This is a genomic window from Natronobacterium texcoconense, from assembly GCF_900104065.1.
GTDB classification, from domain to species: Archaea; Halobacteriota; Halobacteria; order Halobacteriales; family Natrialbaceae; genus Natronobacterium; species Natronobacterium texcoconense.
This window is the reverse complement of sequence record NZ_FNLC01000005.1, coordinates 170,508-187,346: the sequence shown is the minus strand read 5'-3', so window position 1 is coordinate 187,346 and position 16,839 is coordinate 170,508. Positions and strand designations below refer to the sequence as shown.

General features: G+C 63.9%; 19 protein-coding genes. 10 read left to right on the top strand and 9 right to left on the bottom strand.

Annotated elements, in window-relative coordinates; genetic code table 11:
• Window positions 1-114: 114 nt before the first annotated feature.
• Window positions 115-1,095 carry an MBL fold metallo-hydrolase gene (locus BLR35_RS18245; protein ID WP_090385253.1) on the bottom strand — a complete coding sequence of 327 codons (981 nt, stop codon included), beginning with the start codon at window positions 1,093-1,095 and terminating at the stop codon, window positions 115-117.
• A gap of 180 nt (window positions 1,096-1,275) precedes the next feature.
• The gene (locus BLR35_RS18240; RefSeq protein WP_090385250.1) at window positions 1,276-1,842 is read right to left on the bottom strand and encodes a DoxX family protein; all 567 of its coding nucleotides are present in this window, start codon (window positions 1,840-1,842) and stop codon (window positions 1,276-1,278) included.
• Between the two features lie 179 nt (window positions 1,843-2,021).
• Here BLR35_RS18240 and BLR35_RS18235 point away from each other — a divergent pair, with 179 nt between their 5' ends.
• The gene (locus BLR35_RS18235; protein ID WP_090385248.1) at window positions 2,022-3,170 is read left to right on the top strand and encodes an MBL fold metallo-hydrolase; all 1,149 of its coding nucleotides are present in this window, start codon (window positions 2,022-2,024) and stop codon (window positions 3,168-3,170) included.
• Here the strand turns inward: BLR35_RS18235 and BLR35_RS18230 are convergent.
• The gene (locus tag BLR35_RS18230) at window positions 3,167-3,496 is read right to left on the bottom strand and encodes a nuclear transport factor 2 family protein (protein WP_090385245.1); all 330 of its coding nucleotides are present in this window, start codon (window positions 3,494-3,496) and stop codon (window positions 3,167-3,169) included. The two genes, BLR35_RS18235 and BLR35_RS18230, sit on opposite strands and share 4 nt — an antisense overlap.
• Before the next feature lie 114 nt (window positions 3,497-3,610).
• On the opposite strand from BLR35_RS18230, the gene BLR35_RS18225 reads away from it, so the two are divergent.
• A complete protein-coding gene (locus BLR35_RS18225) occupies window positions 3,611-5,419 on the top strand; it encodes a Rieske 2Fe-2S domain-containing protein (RefSeq protein ID WP_090385243.1) in 1,809 nt (602 codons plus the stop codon).
• Between the two features lies 1 nt (window position 5,420).
• Here the strand turns inward: BLR35_RS18225 and BLR35_RS18220 are convergent, their stop codons facing one another.
• From BLR35_RS18220 to BLR35_RS18200, 5 genes are all read right to left on the bottom strand, one after another.
• Window positions 5,421-6,752, bottom strand: a complete 1,332-nt coding sequence (locus tag BLR35_RS18220; RefSeq protein ID WP_090385241.1) for an ABC transporter ATP-binding protein — start codon at window positions 6,750-6,752, stop codon at window positions 5,421-5,423.
• Window positions 6,745-7,833 carry an ABC transporter ATP-binding protein gene (locus tag BLR35_RS18215; protein WP_090385239.1) on the bottom strand — a complete coding sequence of 363 codons (1,089 nt, stop codon included), beginning with the start codon at window positions 7,831-7,833 and terminating at the stop codon, window positions 6,745-6,747. The genes BLR35_RS18220 and BLR35_RS18215 overlap by 8 nt, the downstream gene beginning before the upstream one ends.
• Window positions 7,833-8,771, bottom strand: a complete 939-nt coding sequence (locus BLR35_RS18210) for an ABC transporter permease (RefSeq protein ID WP_090385236.1) — start codon at window positions 8,769-8,771, stop codon at window positions 7,833-7,835. Before BLR35_RS18210 ends, BLR35_RS18215 begins: the two co-directional genes overlap by 1 nt.
• Window positions 8,768-9,748, bottom strand: coding sequence for an ABC transporter permease (locus BLR35_RS18205; RefSeq protein ID WP_090385234.1), 981 nt, complete (start codon window positions 9,746-9,748; stop codon window positions 8,768-8,770). The genes BLR35_RS18210 and BLR35_RS18205 overlap by 4 nt, the downstream gene beginning before the upstream one ends.
• 90 nt (window positions 9,749-9,838) lie before the next feature.
• Window positions 9,839-11,497, bottom strand: coding sequence for an ABC transporter substrate-binding protein (locus BLR35_RS18200; protein WP_090385232.1), 1,659 nt, complete (start codon window positions 11,495-11,497; stop codon window positions 9,839-9,841).
• A 194-nt stretch (window positions 11,498-11,691) separates the two neighbouring features.
• On the opposite strand from BLR35_RS18200, the gene BLR35_RS18195 reads away from it, so the two are divergent.
• Window positions 11,692-12,204, top strand: coding sequence for a DUF367 family protein (locus tag BLR35_RS18195; protein ID WP_090385321.1), 513 nt, complete (start codon window positions 11,692-11,694; stop codon window positions 12,202-12,204).
• 123 nt (window positions 12,205-12,327) lie between these two features.
• Complete coding sequence (locus BLR35_RS18190; RefSeq protein WP_090385230.1) at window positions 12,328-12,477, top strand: 50S ribosomal protein L40e; 150 nt, start codon at window positions 12,328-12,330, stop codon at window positions 12,475-12,477.
• A gap of 59 nt (window positions 12,478-12,536) precedes the next feature.
• Here the strand turns inward: BLR35_RS18190 and BLR35_RS18185 are convergent, their stop codons facing one another.
• Window positions 12,537-13,154 (bottom strand): MBL fold metallo-hydrolase, encoded by a 618-nt coding sequence (locus BLR35_RS18185; protein ID WP_090385228.1) that lies wholly within the window; start codon window positions 13,152-13,154, stop codon window positions 12,537-12,539.
• A gap of 92 nt (window positions 13,155-13,246) precedes the next feature.
• Here BLR35_RS18185 and BLR35_RS18180 point away from each other — a divergent pair, with 92 nt between their 5' ends.
• From BLR35_RS18180 to BLR35_RS18155, 6 genes are all read left to right on the top strand, one after another.
• Window positions 13,247-13,426: a DUF5786 family protein gene (locus BLR35_RS18180; protein WP_090385226.1), complete on the top strand. Its 180-nt coding sequence runs from the start codon at window positions 13,247-13,249 to the stop codon at window positions 13,424-13,426.
• A 3-nt stretch (window positions 13,427-13,429) separates the two neighbouring features.
• Complete coding sequence (locus BLR35_RS18175; protein WP_090385223.1) at window positions 13,430-13,993, top strand: endonuclease dU; 564 nt, start codon at window positions 13,430-13,432, stop codon at window positions 13,991-13,993.
• Between the two features lie 49 nt (window positions 13,994-14,042).
• Window positions 14,043-14,639 carry a uracil-DNA glycosylase gene (locus BLR35_RS18170; protein WP_090385220.1) on the top strand — a complete coding sequence of 199 codons (597 nt, stop codon included), beginning with the start codon at window positions 14,043-14,045 and terminating at the stop codon, window positions 14,637-14,639.
• 68 nt (window positions 14,640-14,707) lie between these two features.
• A complete protein-coding gene (locus BLR35_RS18165) occupies window positions 14,708-14,965 on the top strand; it encodes a hypothetical protein (RefSeq protein WP_090385218.1) in 258 nt (85 codons plus the stop codon).
• A 165-nt stretch (window positions 14,966-15,130) separates the two neighbouring features.
• On the top strand, window positions 15,131-16,483 hold the full coding sequence (locus tag BLR35_RS18160) for a hypothetical protein (RefSeq protein WP_090385215.1): 1,353 nt from the start codon (window positions 15,131-15,133) through the stop codon (window positions 16,481-16,483).
• 74 nt (window positions 16,484-16,557) lie between these two features.
• Window positions 16,558-16,821 carry a hypothetical protein gene (locus BLR35_RS18155; protein ID WP_090385211.1) on the top strand — a complete coding sequence of 88 codons (264 nt, stop codon included), beginning with the start codon at window positions 16,558-16,560 and terminating at the stop codon, window positions 16,819-16,821.
• Window positions 16,822-16,839: the final 18 nt, after the last annotated feature.

The following is a 16,839-nucleotide window of genomic DNA, read 5'->3' as shown; positions in this document are numbered from 1 at the left end:
CAGCGACGGCGTGGCGGGCCCGGATTCGGACGTTCATACCAGAAGACTAGTGGGCAATGGGATGAAACCTTCGTCGATCCGCCAGGAGTCACACGACCTGCTGTACGTTTCGTATCAGTACTCGAGCGGCCAGCACTCGTCGTCGATCGCCGCGAGTTCGTCAGCGACGCCCTCGACGAGCCGGTACTCCGTCCCGTCTCGAACGACGGTACCCGCTCGCTCGAGGTGTTCGAGGTGAGCGGAGGACTCGCCGGGACCGTGCAGGATGTGGATGTCCTCGAGGTCGCCGAAGAGGTCGGCGCTGACGGTCCAGGTGTCACAGGGGCCGATCCGGTCGAGTGCGTCGAGGACGCGGTAGGCCCGTTCCTCGTGGTGGTGGATGATGTGTTCGGCCCGATCCGTCGGATCGTCGATCGGATCACGATGGCCCGGCCAGGCCCGGTCGTAGTCGGCGTCCGCAATCTGCCGGAGCGCCCGAAGGTACTTCTCGAGCGGATCGTCGACGCGGACGTCGGCACCGCCGACGTTGGGCGTGTAGACAGGCAGGAGCGCGTCGCCGGAGAAGACCTCGTCGCCGGCCTCGAACAGACAGAGTCCGGCCGCGTGACCGGAGGCGTGGACGACCTCGAGGTCGGTGTCGCCGACGGTGAACGTGTCGCCGCCGTCGATTGGGGTCACAGACGGTTTTCGGGAGGTTTCGTCGGGACCGACCATTCGATCGCGAAGGACCTCGCGGTCCGGTTCGGGCATCCCCCACTGCTCGAAGTACTCTTCCTGGAGGTCGAACAGTTCTTCCCAGGCCTCACGGTCGCCTTCGACGAGCGGGGCGTCTTCGCGGTGGACGTAGACGTCGGCACCGCTCTCGGCCTGTATCTCGCCGGCGAGTCCCGTATGGTCGTGGTGCCAGTGAGTCAGGAAGATTCGATCGACGTCCGCGAACCCGACGCCGTGGTCCGCGAGTCCGGCCTCGAGTTGTTCGCGCGTCTCGGGCAGCCAGTCGCCCGTGTCGATCAGCGCCGTCTCGTCGCCCTCGTGGAATAGGTACGCATTGTTGGCCCCCTCGAACGCGGAGTTGGACAGCGGGATCCGTTCCATAGGTTCCGTTCGAACATCGAGGTAAAAACTGTGCTGTGTTTCTCGGCGATGGCGGAAACTGGGAGAAAGAGGGTCAGCGAACGGGACCGGTGTCCGGTCGTCCGATCTCCTGTAAGTCACTGACGGCGCACCCGCGAACCGTCTTGCGGGTGCACCGGTAGATCGTTACAGCAGACCGGATCAACCCAGGACGTACCGGAGTTTGGGGTAGCGTTCGACCAGTGTCTGGTCGCCGACCTCGATCTGTTCGATGTAGCGGTCGAGTCCCGCGATGCGGCCCGCAGCGAGCGCGCCGAGTGCGAGGAAGACGACCGCGTAGATCAGCGTCGAGTCGAACAGCGCGAGCCACTGGCCTTCCCAGCCACCGAGGTAGAACATGCCCATCTGCATGGCTCCACCAAGGGCGGCCAGGCGGACGAATGCCCCCGCAATGAGGGCGACGCCGATCAGCACCTGCGTAACCGGGACGATCACGTTGATGACCTCGAGCAACGCGGCGTTACCCGCCATCGCAGCGTAGAGCCCGCTAACGGGGCTGGCTGGATCGACGCCGTGGACGAGAAAGCCGCTCGCGTCGAACGGCTCCCCGCTAACGAACGCGAACTTCCCCAGTCCCGCGAACAGTATCATGCCGCCCATGACGAATCGCAGGGCGACCACGAACCACGCACTCAGCGCGTGTGGGCTGCCCTCGAGCGTTACCCCACCGAGACGGCCTTCGAGACGATTTGCGGAAGTTGCTGCCATTGGGGGTCACCTCTTACAGATAGACGTTGGCCGTCGACCCACTTGTACGGGGATTGCAGTTCCCAGCCGACAGGAGCGACTCCAGACGACTGAGAACGAAGACCGAACATGTTGCCTTAATTTATGTCGCTGGCGGCTGCGCGACGACGTTTACGAGCCTCGGACCCGTAGAAACCCCCATGGTCACCACGATTACCGCCGGCCGACTCGCCGACCTGCTCGACGAGGACGCCGACTTCGCGCTCGTCGACACCCGACCGGAGGAGAGCTACGAGTCCTGGCACGTTCCCGGAGCGAAACACTTCCCGTTCGGCCCGGAAGAAGATCTCGAGGTCGACGGCCAGCTCGAGGCGTTCGACGAGGTCGTCGGCGATAGAGACCGCGTGATCACCATCTGTGCGAAGGGAATCTCGTCGGGGAACCTGGCGACACAACTCGAGTCGGCGACCGACGCGTACGAGGTCCAGGCCGTCGACGGCGGGATGAAAGCCTGGAGCGGCGTCTACGACCACGTGCCGGTCGACGTCGGCGGCGACGTGCAGGTCGTCCAGGTCCAGCGTCGCGCGAAAGGCTGTCTCGGCTACGTCGTCGGCTGCAAGGAGACGGGCGAGGCCGTCGTCGTCGATCCCACCGCGGACACCAACGAGTACGCCGTCGCCGCCGAGGAAGCGGATCTCTCGATCGTCGGCGTGATCGACACGCACGTCCACGCCGATCACGTCTCCGGCGGCCGGGAACTCTCCGACGACCTCGAGGTCCCGTACTACTTGGGCGAGTGGGCGGCCGAGCGGGACGTGAAACTCGAGTTCACGACGCTCGAGCGAAACGAGGTGCTCGCGGTGGGCGAACGCGAGATCAAGGCGCTGTACGCGCCGGGACACACCAGCGACATGATCAACCTGCTGGTCGACGACCGGGCGCTGCTGACGGCCGACACGCTGCACGTGAACTCGACGGGACGAACGGAACTCGAATTTAGCGAAGACGCCGGAAAGGAGGGCGCAGAGATGCTCTACGAGACGCTTCACCGGACGATCCTCGCCGAACCCGAGTCGGTCGTCGTCCTACCGGGTCACGTCACGGTCACCGCGGAGGGCGAGTTCGAACACGGGTCGGCCGGCGAACCGATCGCGACGACGATCAGGGACGCTCGAGGGGAAATCGATCTCCTCTCGCTCGAGCGCGAGGACTTCGTCGACCGGATGGCCGACGCCGGCGAGAAGCCCGCGAACTACGAGGAGATCATCGACCGCAACCGCGGCGCGCTCGAGATCGCACCCGAAGAGCGGATCGAACTCGAGATGGGGCCGAACAACTGTTCGGCCTAGCGAGAGTAGGTTTCGAGTCGACCGATTCGGCCGTCCGCGAGTTCGAAGAAGTCGGCGAACTCGAACAGAGTCGTTTCGGCGTCGATCACGCGCCCGCGAGCGGCCACCCGGTCGCCACCGGTATCGACGACCACCGACTCGAGTTCGTGATTCGTGTCGGGGTTCGGCCGCTCTTCGCGCATGAACCGGACGAACGCCTCGCGGCTCTCGAACGTCCGATCAGGACGGCGCTGGACGAACCCAGCAGCGAGTACCGACTCGAGCGACTCGTAGTCGTGGTCGTCCAGTGCGTCGTAGTACTGCCGGACGAGGGCGGCCGAATCCATGTCGAGAGGGTTTCGACTCGAGTGCCAAAAGCCTGGTACTCGACGTAACATCAAGATAGCTACAATAACTCGCTTCAGGGAACGTTTACACGATCTCTCGTCGTGTCGTGCTGTATGGCAACGTCCGACGAGTTTCGAGAAACCGTTTCGCTCGAAGGCCTCGAGGAGTCCGGTCGCGAACTGGTGGCTCTCGACGGCATCCCGATCGTCCTCTTTCACCACGAAGGGGAGATTCGGGCGGTGAACAACCGCTGTCCACACATGGGCTTTCCCCTCGTCGAGGGGACCGTCGAGGACGGCCTGTTGACCTGTCACTGGCACCACGCGCGGTTCGAACTCGCTTGCGGCGACACGTTCGATCCGTGGGCCGACGACCTCCCCACCTACCCGGTCGAGGTCCGGGACGGAACGGTCTACGTGAACCCGAACCCGCCGCGTGACCTGCCGCCCGAAGAACACTGGGCCGACCGTCTCGAGACCGGCCTCGAGGAGAACCTGCGGCTGGTCGTCGCAAAGGCGACGATAGGGACGCTCGACGCCGGCGTCGACTACCGAGAGCCGACGGCACAGGCCCTCGAGTTCGGCACGCAGTTCCGCGAATCGGGCTGGGGACCGGGACTCACGATTCTCGGCTGTATGGCGAACGTGATCGACGACCTCGAGCCCAGAGACCGAAAACGGGCGCTGTACACCGGCGTTCGTCACGTCGCGGACGACTGCGCTGGCCAGCCGCCGGACTTCCACCAGCCGTCGCTGTCGACCGAGGACGTTCCGTTCGACCGATTGAAGTCGTGGTTCCGGGACTGCGTCGAACTCCGGGACCCCGACGGTGCCGAACGCTGTCTTCGGACGGCCGTCGCCGCCGGCCACTCGGAGGCCGAACTCGCGGAACTGGTCTTTGCCGCCGCAACCGACCACCCCTACCTCTCGACCGGCCACGTACTCGACTTCGCGAACACGGCCTTCGAGACGCTCGAGCACGTCGACTCCGAGCACACCGCGGACGCGCTCGCGAGTCTCGTCCAGCCACTGGTCACCGCCGACCGGAGCGACGAGCGTTCGTCGTGGCGCCAGCCCGTCGACCTCGTGGCGCTGCTCGAGGACGTCTACGGCGGATCGGTGACGGAGACGAGCGGACTCGAGGACCTCGCGAGCGAGGGCAAGGGGAAGTCCTGGTCACCGCCGGCAGAGTTTCAGGAGACGCTGCTGGGCGACGACCCCGAAGCGATCGTCGACGCGCTGGCCGACGCCGTTCGCGAGGGTGCGACGACGGAGGACCTCGCCGCCGAAGTCGCAGCAGCAGCTACGACGCGAGTCGCCCAGTTCGGCACCGGCAACGAGTTCGGCGACTGGAATACCGTCCACCACACCTTTACGTACGCTAACGCGGTCCACGTCTCGACGCGACGAACCGACGCCATCGAACTCTACAGAGGCGTCTTCGACGCCGCGCTCAGCGTCTACCTCGATCGGTTCCTCAACACGCCGCCAGCACCGATGCCGGAACCGGGCGACGACACCGGCCGAGAGCCGGACGCGATCCGTGAAGACCTGCTCGAGACCTTCGACGCCGAGGGCGGCGTGAACGAGGCCGCCCGTCTGGTCGGCGAGTTCTTCGACTGCGGCGGCGATCCGGCGGCACTGAAGCGAACGCTCGGTCACGGACTGTTACGCGAGGACGCCGGCTTCCACACGCTGCAAAATCTCGAGGCGGCGTTCCGGCAGTTCGATTTGGTCGATGAGCGAGAGGACTCGGAGGGCGTCGCCCTCGAGCAGCGCCGACGCCGGCCATTGATCGCGACCGCTCGCTACATGGCCGCACACTTCCCGACGCGCCGCGAGGCAGAACAGACGTTCTCGATAGCGACGCGACTCAATCGCGGCGAGACCGTACACGAAAACGGAAGCGGAAGTGGAGAGTAGCTCAGTTCGGGTCGTAGCTGCCGCCGCCCTCGGGACCGTACCGTGGGTCGTCGTCGTACCGAACGCACTTCGCAGTCTGCTCGGAGGTGACCTGATAGGTCTCGAGCCCATCTCGCTCACACGGCGTCGCAAACTCCGTCTCGAGACGCTCTCGAGCGGCGTCGCGGTCGCCCGTGATGGCGGTCTCGAGGGCCTCCGAGAGCACCTGTTCGGCGTCGGCGTCCGAAAGCTGGACCGGAACGTCGTAGGCCTCGCGGATCGCTTCCGGCGTCTCCGTCTCGTCTTCCTCCGTGAGGGTGATCTCGCCCTGTAACAGGTCGTGGCGCAGGTTCGCGACCGCGCGCCAGTCGTCCTGGTCGAACTCGTAGCCCTCGGGCTGGACGAGTTTCGGACAGCGCGGGTGGAACCGACAGCCGCTCGGGACGTCGACGGGGTCCGGTACCTCACCGACGAGTTCGATCCGTTCGCGGTTCTCGCTCGGATCGATTCGGGGGACCGAGGAGACCAGCGCCTGCGTGTAGGGGTGTTTCGGATCGTTGATGATCTGGTCGGCCGGACCGACCTCGACCAGTTCGCCGAGGTACATGATGCCGATCCGGTCGCACATGTGCTTGAGCAGGGAGAGGTCGTGGCTGATGTAGACCGCGGTCAACCCGAGTTCCGACTGCAGCCGCTTGAACAGGTCGAGGATGCTCGCACGGATCGACACGTCGAGCATGCTCGCGGGTTCGTCCGCCAGCAGGAACGACGGCTCGAGCGCGAGCGCCCGGGCGATGCCGACGCGCTGGCGTTCACCACCGCTCAGTTCGCTCGGATACTCGTGGGCGTACGCCTCTGCGGGCTCGAGTCCCGCCTGTTCGATCGTCTCGTAGACCCGTGCGTCCCGTTCCTCGGCGGTGCCGATGTCGTGGACGTCCAGCGGCTCCTTCACCCACTCGTAGACCGTGAATCGCGGGTTGAGCGACTTGTACGGGTCCTGGTGGATGATCTGGGCCTCGCGGCGGAACTCGTTGAGTTCCTGGCCACCGACGTCGGTGATCGCCTTCCCGTCGAAGTAAATGTCACCGCCCGTCGGCTCGAGCAGCCGAATGGCACTCTTGCCGAGAGTGGTCTTCCCACAGCCGGATTCGCCGGCGAGACCGAACGCCTCCCCCTCTCGAATGCCGAGCGAAACGCCGTCGACGGCTTTGACCGCGTCGTTGCTCTCACCGTGGAGAATTCGGGAGACGAGCCCGGTGTTGACCGGGAAGTGTTTCTCCAGGTTTTCGACCCGGAGCTTGTACGAGTGGTCGTCGTCGCTTCGGTCGTGTTCGGCCGCGAGTGTGTCAGTCATCGAGTTCCACCTCCGGTTCCGTTTCGCTTGCGGTGTCGGCCGCCGGTACAGCGGCGTCCTGCTCGCCGAGTTCCTGGTCGTACCAGGTCGACTTCTTGGCGGCTTCCTCCTGCAGGAGTTCGATCTCGTCGGCACGATGGCACTCGACCTCGTGGCCGTCGCCGTAGGGTTCGGCCTCGGGAGTTACTTCCCAGCACTCCTCCTGGGCGAACGGACAGCGCGGGGCGAATCGGCATCCTTCGCCAGGATCGACGAGATCCGGTGGCGTGCCGGGGATGGAGATGAGTTCCTTGTCGTCGTCGCTGATGTCCGGGAAGGCGTTTCGCAGCCCGAGCGTGTAGGGGTGGCGAGGGTTCGAGATGATCGTCTCGGCGTCGGCGATTTCGACGATCCGACCACCGTAGACCACCGCGATGCGGTCGCAGGTTTCGCTGACGACCGACATGTCGTGGGTGATCATGATCATCGCGCTGTTTATCTCCTCTTGCATCTCCTTGATCGTGTCCAGAATGCGATCCTGAATCACGACGTCCAGTGCCGTCGTCGGCTCGTCGGCGAGCACGAGCGACGGCGACAGCGCGAGCGCGAGCGCGATCATCGCTCGCTGTGCCATCCCACCGGAGAACTGGTGGGGGTAGTCGTCGACGCGGTCGGGATCGATCCCGAGGTCGTCGAACAGTTCGCGGGCGCGCTCTTTCGCCTCCGCTTTCGAGGTGTCCTCGTGGTACGTGATTACTTCAACGATCTGCTCGCCGACGGTGTAGACCGGGTCGAACCCGTTCATCGCGTTCTGCGGGATCATCGACACCTCCGACCAGCGGATCTGCTTGCGCAGTTGCCGATCCGAGAGTTCCGTTACCTCGGTCCCGTCGAAGTCGATCGAGCCGCCCTTGATTTCGGCGTTGTCCGGCAACAGCCGAATGATCGATTTCGCGAGCGTCGTCTTGCCGCTGCCACTTTCGCCGACCAGACCGACCGTCTCGCCGCGTTCGATAGAGAGCGACGCGTCGTCAGTCGCACGAACCCAGCCGTCGTCGGCCCGGTAGTACGTCTTCAGTTCGTTGATATCGAGTAGCGTCATTATTGATGTTTCAGCTCCGGATTAACCTCTTTCTCGAGGGTGCGACCGATGAAGAACACCGACATCACGAACAGCATGATGCAGATACCCGGTGGGAAGACCCACCACCAGGCTTCGCGGATCGCGTTTGCCGTGTGAACGTTGTAGATCATCTCACCCCACGAGAGCATGCTGGGGTCACCGAAGCCGAGGAACGAGAGACTCGCCTCGGCGATCACCGCCCACGCGACAGCGAAGGCTGCATACAGGAACGTAAGCGGCAGGACGTTCGGCAGGATGTGTCGGTACATGATCCGTACGTGGCCGGCACCGATCGCCTGTGCGCTCTCGACGTACGGCCGCTGTTTGTGACTCAACACCTGCGAGCGGATCACCCGTGCCGTCGACCGCCACAGGATCAACACGATCGCGACGATGATGTTGACGAGGCTGCTGCCCAGGATCGCCACGAGGACGATCGCAAAGGGCAGGAACGGAACCCCGTAGACGATGTCAGTAATCCGCATCAGCGTGTCGTCGACCCAGCCGCCGAAGTAGGCACTGATCAGGCCGACGTTCGTCCCGATGAAGACCGCCATGAACGCCGCGAGGCTGCCGACGATCAGCGTTACGCGAGTGCCCGCAATCAGCTGTGAGAGCACGTCCCGGCCCATGTCCGTCGTTCCGAGCGGGTGGTCGGCCGACGGCGACTCGAGACGGCCTCCGACGGCTCGCTCGCTTGGATCGTGCGGTGCGAGTCCGGGGATCGTCAGATCGAGGAACTCGATCGTGTACGGCCGGGCGAAGATCCCGATCAGGATGAATACTGCCAGGATAGCGAGCCCGATCTGGCCGAGCCTGTCTCCCTCGAATATCTCGAGTTTCGAACGGGCGTACTCGAGGCCGTTCCTGGTGGTTTCCGTTGCGCGGTCGGTCGGTGACGTTCGTTCGGTACTCATTCGTACTCCACCCTCGGATCGAGGTAGACGTAGGCCAGGTCAGCGACGAAGTTCATGATGATCACGACCGATCCCATGAGGAAGAACGCCGCCATTGCCAGCGGATAGTCGTTCTGGTTCACCGCACTCACCATCTCGCGGCCCATACCGGGCCAGTTGAACACCGTCTCGATGACGACGGATCCGCCCATTGCGGCGCCGGTCGCAATCGCTGCCACCGTCACGATGGGGAGAATCGAGTTCCGGGCGGCGTGTTTGTACAGCACCGTCCGTTCGGGCAGTCCCTCCGCCTTCTTGATCTCGATGAAGTCGGCGTTCAACACGTCGAGCATCGTCGACCGCATCAGCAGCGTCGGCGTCGCCAGATAGACGATCGCCCCGGTCAACGCCGGGAGGAACAGGTGGCGCAGGAAGTCCACCGAACCGTACCTGGCGAGGAAGCCACCGCCGAGTTCGCCCCCGGTCGTCCGCATCCCGCTCGAAGGGAACCAGCCGAGCCAGAAGACGAACACGGACACGAGGACGATTCCAACCCAGAACTCCGGCGAGGAACGGGCCATCAGCGTCACGATGATCCCGCCGCGTTCGAACTTCGAGTCGCGCCACCAGCCCATCAGTGCGCCGAACGTAACCCCGATGAGGTACGCAAAGAACAGCGCCGTCCCCATCAGGACGATCGTGTTCATAAACCGGACGGCGATGATGTCGAGCACCGGCTCGCGGTAGATGAACGATTGACCGAAGTCACCGGTGAGCAGCTGTCGAATGTACTCGACGTACTGTACGTACAGCGGCTGATCAAGTCCCAGTTCTGCGATCCGCTGTTCGCGCTGTTCCGGAGTCATGCCGTCCATGATGAACATCGACGTCGGATCGCCTGGCATCATCCGAAAGAGAACAAACAGGAGCGTGAAGAACGCCCAGAAGGTGACGACGAGCTGGAGGATCCGTCTGACGACGTACGCTCTCAGTCCCATCCGTCACCGCACCCCGTCTCTCTGTTGAGTATCATATGTCGTATTGAAATACGTTAGTCGTAGTGGAGGTTCGAGCCGTTTCGTCCGCTCTTATGCGCCGTAGTGGAGGCGGTCGTCGTCGTCCCAGCCGTAGCCGCCCTCGGCGAGCTCTTCGCGTGCGGCCTCGAGGTCCTCGTAGAACTCCTCGACGTCCGGGTTGTGCCAGAACTCGTTGTGTTCCGAGATCGTCGTGTGGGTGACGGTACCCATCCCGTCGCGGATGAACTCGACGTACTCCTCTTTCGGCACACCGTAGGAGAGTGCGCGGCGGACGTGACGGTCGTCGAACGGTTCGCGACGCGTGTTGTACTCGATCATCGCGTAGCCGATAGCCTCGAACTCCGCGAGAGCGAGGTCGTCGTCGTCCCTGACGCGGTCGACGGCCGTCGGCTGCGGGACCGCACCGACCATGTCGATCTGACCGGCTTCGAGGTCGTTGACGAGCTGTGCGGTGTCGGCGCCGGGGATGCGGATGAAGTTGTCCGCGTTCGGCGTCTCGAAGTGGTCGTCGAACGCCTCGAGTTGCAGTTCGGACTGGCGCTCCCAGTCGCGGAACTGGAACGGACCGCTGCCGGTCCAGTTCTCGTCTTCGAAGTCGACGAGTTCGTCCGGAGCGACGTCGCCCCAGATATGCTCGGGGAAGATGTACACCTGCCCGAGGACGTTCGCCGTGAACGGGGCGTACTGCTCCTCGAGGTGGAAGGTGATCTCGTTGCCCGAGGTCTCGATCTCGTCGATGATCTCGACGAGCGAGCCGTAGGTCGGCGAGTCGGCGTACAGTTCGTACGTGAACTCGACGTCGTCGATCGTGAGGTCCTCGCCGTCGTGGAACGTGACGTCGTCGCGAATCTCGACGGTGTAGGTCATTCCGTCGTCTTCGATTTCGGGGTCGTCCGTGGCGAGCCACGGCTGTGGGAAGCCGTCCGGACCGATGCGGTACAGCTGATCGTAGAGAAGGCGGACGAACTGACGGTCCGGCGTCGCCAGGTCCTGCATCGGGTTCAGCGAGATGATCTCGGACGGGTAGCCGAATCGAACCGTATCGTCGTCGGTCGGGGTCGCCGAAATCATGTTCCAGAACGAGTTGAGCCCCTCACCGAGCGTCGGATCGACGTTCTCCACGCGAGCACTCGCGTACGGGTGGTAACCACCTTCGTTCGCGATGTACGTTCGTGGCTGCGCTTCGGCGATCATCTCCTGGGCGTCGTAGACGGTCTGCTGGCGTTCTTCCTCGTCGACCTGCGTAACCTGCAGCTCCGCCAGTTCGTCGTACTCGTCGTTCTCCCAGCCCGGCGTGTTCCGGCCACCCTCCTGCGTGTTGTCGGAGTGGTGCATGTCGTAGATGAACGTGTGGGGGTCGATCCGCTCCGGCGTGCCACCCCAGCCCAGCAGCGACGCGTCGTAATCCTGCTGAACGACGGCTTTGTCGACGTGAGCACCGAACTCGAGTTCCTCGAGTTCGACGTCGAATCCGATCTCTTCCCAGTTCTCGGCGACGATCTGTGCGAGTTCGTTTCGGAACGGGTTCGTACCCGCCGTCGGCGCAACCAGCTCGATTTCCGGAACTTCGTCTCCGAGTTCGTCTGCACCGTCGACGTCCGAACCGTTCTCACCGCCGGTACACCCGGCAAGACTCGCGGTGAGTCCCGTAACCCCCGCGATTCCAGCACCCTTCAGCACCGTTCTCCGTGATTTGCTATCTTCTACCATTTCTACATACGTTACTCCGACCCATACTATTTAAACCTCACGTATTGAGTGAGAAACAGTCGCAATTCTATATTACTGCCACTTCATGTTCCCTCTCCCGTCACCCACTTTCGACAGTAATTAATCTATATCAGTTAGTGGGTGGTATTTTCTTTAAGGGAATCGTTTTTATAGTGGAGAACAATTGGTCGGTCGTGGAGTGTCACGTCTACTACGAGGGCGACGACGACCCCGAGAAGTGTACCGCACGTCGCCTCGAGAAGTTCGACAAAGCGATCCTCTACCGAAAGATGGCCCAGGTGCCCTACGGAGTCGTCCTCAACCCCCACGCTGACCAGGCGCTCTCGCCGGCCGACCGCGAGGAAGGCCTCGAGACGCTCGTCGCGCTCGACTGCTCGTGGGAGTCCGCCGAGGAAGCCTCGTTCCGGATGAACGGCGTCCACCGGGCGCTTCCGTTCCTGGTCGCCGCGAATCCGGTCAACTACGGGCGGCCGTTTCGACTGACGACCGTCGAAGCCCTGGCCGGCGCGCTCTGTATCTTCGGCGAGCGGGAAGCAGCCGAGGACCTGCTCGAGCCGTTCCGCTGGGGTGAGACGTTCCTGACGCTCAACGAAGAACCCCTGCGGCGGTACAGCGAGTGTGACGACTCGACCGAGGTCGTCGCCGTTCAGGACGACTATCTCGCGGATGACGAGACGACGGAGTGACACGATCTGCTGTCCCGGTTTCCTGAACCGACCGCGAGCCACCCTGCGCCCGTTCCGGATACAGCAACCGTCCGAACGGCTCGGACCACAGCGGTTAAATGCACCACGAGCCAACGGCTCTCTATGCCAAGTTTCGACGCTGCCGAGAAGCGATCCCTCGAGAAGATGATCTGTATGCGCTGTAACGCACGCAACGCCAAGGACGCCGACAGCTGTCGCAAGTGCGGTTACAAGAACCTTCGGCCCAAGGCCAAGGAACCCCGAGCCGCATAACCGACTCGCGCCGGTCCCCGATCAATTCTCTCGCTTCCGTTTCAACAGCGTCAGCCCTTTCACTCGTCAGGATACTTCGGCTCCCGCTTCTCCGCACGCTCGAGTGCCGTCTCGACCACGTCCCGCACGTCGCCGTGAAAGACGCTGCCGTGGCCGGCGTACATGTGCTCGACACCCTCCGGCATTCGCTCGAGTAGCTCCCGGATGCTCTCGATGAGTCGCTCCCGTGATTGCCCAGCCATGTCGGTGCGGCCGAAGCTCCCGTAGTCGAACGCGCCGTCGTCGTGGACGACCACGTCACCCGAGAACAGCGACGATTCGGAGACGAACGAAACGTGGTCGTCGGCGTGGCCGGGCGTGTAGACGACGTCGAACGTTTCGTCGCCGATCCGGACGCTGTCGCCGTCTGCGAGTTCGTGAGTCCGCGTCGAATGGTCGTCGTAGGCGTAGACGTCTGGATCGAAGGCGTCGGCGACGGCCTCGAGCTGGGCGACGTGGTCGCCGTGCTGGTGGGTCATCACGACGCTGTCGAGGTCGTCGGTGTGGCTGCGAATCTCGTCGACGACGCCCTCCCAGCCGCCGGCGTCGACCAGCGTGGTCGTTCCGTCCTCGCCGATAGCAAGGAAGGCGTTGCACGTGAACGTCTCCGCGTCTTCGGTGACGTGATGGACCTCCATGCTCGTCGTCTCGTCGTCCGACAGTAAAGTCCTGGCGTCGTCTCCTGTTCGACCATGGAATTTTTCACCTCCAAGCACGTACTGAAACCTGTATGGGATTCGGGAGTTACGACGAATCCGAGCAACAGGAAGTCGAGGCTGATTTTGACGACGACGACGCGGTCCAGTCATCCGAAAGTGAACACGACGGAACGATCGAGTTCGAGAACGGGGCCTCGAGCGACGAACTCCTCGATCGGCTCCAGGAGATCAAAGACGACGACGAGGACTGAGTCGTGAAGCCCGGGGTGCGGGCGCTGGGACTCGCCGAGTCGTACCGAAGCGGTCGGGAGAAGAGCACGCTCGCAGGGGCCGTCGTTCGCGCCGATAGCGTCGTCGACGGACTCGCCTACGGCACGTGTACCGTCGGCGGGTCCGACGCGACCGACGCCGTCGTCTCCGTGCTCGACGACCTCGACCGCCCCGACGTTCGCTACGTGCTGGTCGGCGCCATCGCACCCGCGTGGTACAACCTCCTCTCGCTCTCACAGATTGCGGAGGCTGCCGACCGGCCCGTGATCGCCGTCACCTTCGAGGAGAGCGGCGGTCTCGAGGCTGGGATTCGAGACGCCTTTTCCGGAGAGAAACGCCGGCAGCGACTCGAGCAGTACCGGTCGTTACCCGACCGCCGAGAGCTGTCGGTAAACGACGAGACGGTCTACGTCCGGGCCTGCGGACTCGAAGACGATGCCGTCGACGAGGTCGTCCGAGAGTTCACGCCGGAGGGTGGCCGGCCGGAGCCGATCCGAGTGGCACGGCTCGCTGCTCGAGCGGCGGACGAGTACGCCGTCCGCGAGTAGGACGACCGCGACCCGAAAGACGTAGTAGGCGCCCACCTGAGCCACCACCATGGGAACGATGGAGGACCTCCGGGTCACCGAGTGTACGCGGTGTCCGAAACTGGTCGACTGCCGAAGTCGGATCGTCAACGGGACCGGCCCCGAGGACGCCGACGTTCTCTTCGTCGGCGAGGGACCGGGCGCCCAGGAGGACGAAGACGGCGAACCGTTCGTCGGCCGCAGCGGTTCCGTCCTCGACGAACAGCTTCGGATCGCCGGCCTCGACCGCGAGACCGTCCGTATCACCAACTGCGTTCGGTGTCGCCCGCCCGAGAACCGCGACCCGAGCGACGAGGAACTCGAGAACTGCCGGGAGTACCTCGAGACCGAGATCGAACGGCTCGATCCGGAGGTGATCGTCACGCTCGGAAAGGTCCCGAGCGAACACCTGCTCGAGCGGTCGGTCGCGGTGACGAAGGAAGCGGGCTCCGTCGAGGACGTCCGCGTTCGGGGAACACCGTACCGTCTGCTGATCTGTGTCCACCCAGCGGCGACGCTGTACGACCGGAGCCAGGAAACGACCTTCGAGGAGACGATCGAACGAGCGGCCGACCTCGCGGACGTCGACGGTAGCGAGAGCGGCCAGACGCGACTCGACGGCTTCTAAGCGACGGATCTGGCGGACGTTTCGACTGCCAGCAGTTCCTTGAACCCGCCGGCGACCGGAGAGCGGATATGACCGAACTCACCCTCGAGGACGTACAGCGCCGACTCGATCGGGCGACGGAACTCGAGACCGAGGAGGCGATGTCGGTCCTGCGGGCCGCCCACGAAGACTTGGAAGCGCTGGGTAACGATCCCGACGTCGACGAATCGCACCGCCAGGAACTCGAAGATCGGGTGAGCCAGCGACTCCGCGAGGTCGAGAACCGCGACGCCTACGACGGCGAACTGGGCGCGTCGATGAACCCGGGCGATGAGGACGCGCCGTAGCCGCTCGAGCGGGCGGCCAAAGTGCCTCGAGAACGGTAGCCCGACCCTACAGTAATCCCGAGTCAGGAGGTATCGTGGCTTCTCCGTGCCCGTTTCTCGAAATACGCCGTTTGGCCCCGAAACGGTACGGCCAGTTTTTGCTCCAATCGTCGCTAAGCCCTCATTATGCGGGGACCGACTCGACGACGGGTGCTGTACGGACTCTCGAGTGGCGGCGCCGTACTGGGGACCTGGCGGTGGGGTAACGAGCGGTATCGAGCGACGACCACGAGTTCCGACCGATTCGAGCCACTCGAGGCGGGAGACTCGACTCTCGAGGTATCGATCGTCGAGACGTCGTCGCCGGTTTCCGCCGGTGGCCGGTTGCGCGTGGTCGCGGAGATCGAGAACCACGGGACCAACGACGTCCGAACCGATGTCGAGTTTCTCGTCGGCTACGATACAGAAGTGGTGGGTCGCCGGGAGATGCCGGTTTCGGCCGGCGAGACGCGAACGGCCAGGTTCGACTTCTACACGTATCCCGTGTCGACGGACGACGAGTTTCCGGTCGGCGTTGCAATCGAGGGTGACGTCGCCGAGACGATGGCTGGCGTCGGCGGCGCACAGGAACTGCCGACGACACGGCCCGGACCGGAACTCTCCGTCCAGCCAGGAACCGACGTCATCTTCGAGGCTGGAGCGCTCGAACCCGGGGAATCCCAGACGACCGTCTGGTGGATCGACGGCGAACGCGTCAGCGGCCCCGTCGGAGGTCCGTGGGTATCGACCTACTACGCCGAATTCGACCATCACTATCACTGGGAGACGTTCGAGGAGTCCGGAACGCACGAGGTGGCGGTAGCCGTGATTCCACAGGACGAAACGGAGACGTACGCGGCTCACTGGGAAGTCGACGTCTCGGAAACCGGCCTCGGATCGCCGACCGTCGACGCCGTCAGCCCGAGCCAGGACACGATCTCGGTCGGACGCGGGGAGACCGTCGAGTTCGAACTCGAGGCCGACCACCCCGGCGGCACCCTCGACCGGGTCGTCTGGTGGCTCACGCAGGCGGACACGATCATCGGCGTCACCGACCTCGAAGGGGAGACGGCCACGGCGCGGCTCTCGACCGACTCGTTCTGTCACACCTGCCGGGTCTATCCGTGGGTGATCTGCGAGGACGGAACCGTCGCCAGCACGGAGTCGGCGTGGATCATCGACGAACTCCAGGACGAACCCGCCGGAAGACTCGAACTTTCCATCCGGACGACCAACTCGCCGGTTCCCGCCGGCGACGTCCTCGAGGTGATCGTCGACCTCGAGAACACGGGGACGGAGTACAGAGAAGACGAACTCGAACTGTACGTCGGCCACGAGCCGGAACTCGTCGACACCCAGCAGGTCTCGCTCGACGGTGGCGAAAGCGGGGCGGCGACGCTCGAGTTCGAGACGTATCCGGTCAGGCACGATCAGGAGTTTCCGGTTCGCGTGGTCGGCAGCGACGACGAGGTCGAGACGCTGGTCGAAGCCGTCGCCTGATCGTCCGAAACCGAGACCGTTCGAACTCGACGACTATCAGTAGCGTAAAATATTCGTAGTCTGAACGGTCGGGCATGTCGCCCTCCAGACCGTTTTTCGACGCCGGGGAACTCGATACGAGTCAACTGTTTGCTGAAGCGTATCCTATCGCCGAACTGATCGCGTCGTTTGCCCTGCTCGCGTTCGTCCCATTTGCGGTCGCGTTCGTGTTCGCAGGACTCGGGTTCCAGTTCGGGACCTGGCTATTTACGGTCCTCACCCAGCTCGTCCTCGCGGTCGGAGCCGGCGTCGTCCTGCTGTACATCGTCGCTCGCGGCATCCAACTCGCCGACGAGTGAGGTCAGACCGCTCGAGCC

Bases quoted from the DNA above. Each gene is read 5' to 3' on its own strand.
- BLR35_RS18190 (WP_090385230.1), top strand. From the start codon at position 12,328: ATGCCAAGTTTCGACGCTGCCGAGAAGCGATCCCTCGAGAAGATGATC.
- BLR35_RS18165 (WP_090385218.1), top strand. From the start codon at position 14,708: ATGACCGAACTCACCCTCGAGGACGTACAGCGCCGACTCGATCGGGCG.
- BLR35_RS18205 (WP_090385234.1), bottom strand. From the start codon at position 9,748: ATGGGACTGAGAGCGTACGTCGTCAGACGGATCCTCCAGCTCGTCGTC.
- BLR35_RS18200 (WP_090385232.1), bottom strand. From the start codon at position 11,497: ATGGTAGAAGATAGCAAATCACGGAGAACGGTGCTGAAGGGTGCTGGA.
- BLR35_RS18160 (WP_090385215.1), top strand. From the start codon at position 15,131: ATGCGGGGACCGACTCGACGACGGGTGCTGTACGGACTCTCGAGTGGC.
- BLR35_RS18225 (WP_090385243.1), top strand. From the start codon at position 3,611: ATGGCAACGTCCGACGAGTTTCGAGAAACCGTTTCGCTCGAAGGCCTC.
- BLR35_RS18155 (WP_090385211.1), top strand. From the start codon at position 16,558: ATGTCGCCCTCCAGACCGTTTTTCGACGCCGGGGAACTCGATACGAGT.
- BLR35_RS18230 (WP_090385245.1), bottom strand. From the start codon at position 3,496: ATGGATTCGGCCGCCCTCGTCCGGCAGTACTACGACGCACTGGACGAC.
- BLR35_RS18235 (WP_090385248.1), top strand. From the start codon at position 2,022: ATGGTCACCACGATTACCGCCGGCCGACTCGCCGACCTGCTCGACGAG.
- BLR35_RS18245 (WP_090385253.1), bottom strand. From the start codon at position 1,095: ATGGAACGGATCCCGCTGTCCAACTCCGCGTTCGAGGGGGCCAACAAT.
- BLR35_RS18170 (WP_090385220.1), top strand. From the start codon at position 14,043: ATGGGAACGATGGAGGACCTCCGGGTCACCGAGTGTACGCGGTGTCCG.
- BLR35_RS18240 (WP_090385250.1), bottom strand. From the start codon at position 1,842: ATGGCAGCAACTTCCGCAAATCGTCTCGAAGGCCGTCTCGGTGGGGTA.
- BLR35_RS18210 (WP_090385236.1), bottom strand. From the start codon at position 8,771: ATGAGTACCGAACGAACGTCACCGACCGACCGCGCAACGGAAACCACC.
- BLR35_RS18180 (WP_090385226.1), top strand. From the start codon at position 13,247: ATGGGATTCGGGAGTTACGACGAATCCGAGCAACAGGAAGTCGAGGCT.
- BLR35_RS18215 (WP_090385239.1), bottom strand. From the start codon at position 7,833: ATGACGCTACTCGATATCAACGAACTGAAGACGTACTACCGGGCCGAC.
- BLR35_RS18185 (WP_090385228.1), bottom strand. From the start codon at position 13,154: ATGGAGGTCCATCACGTCACCGAAGACGCGGAGACGTTCACGTGCAAC.
- BLR35_RS18220 (WP_090385241.1), bottom strand. From the start codon at position 6,752: ATGACTGACACACTCGCGGCCGAACACGACCGAAGCGACGACGACCAC.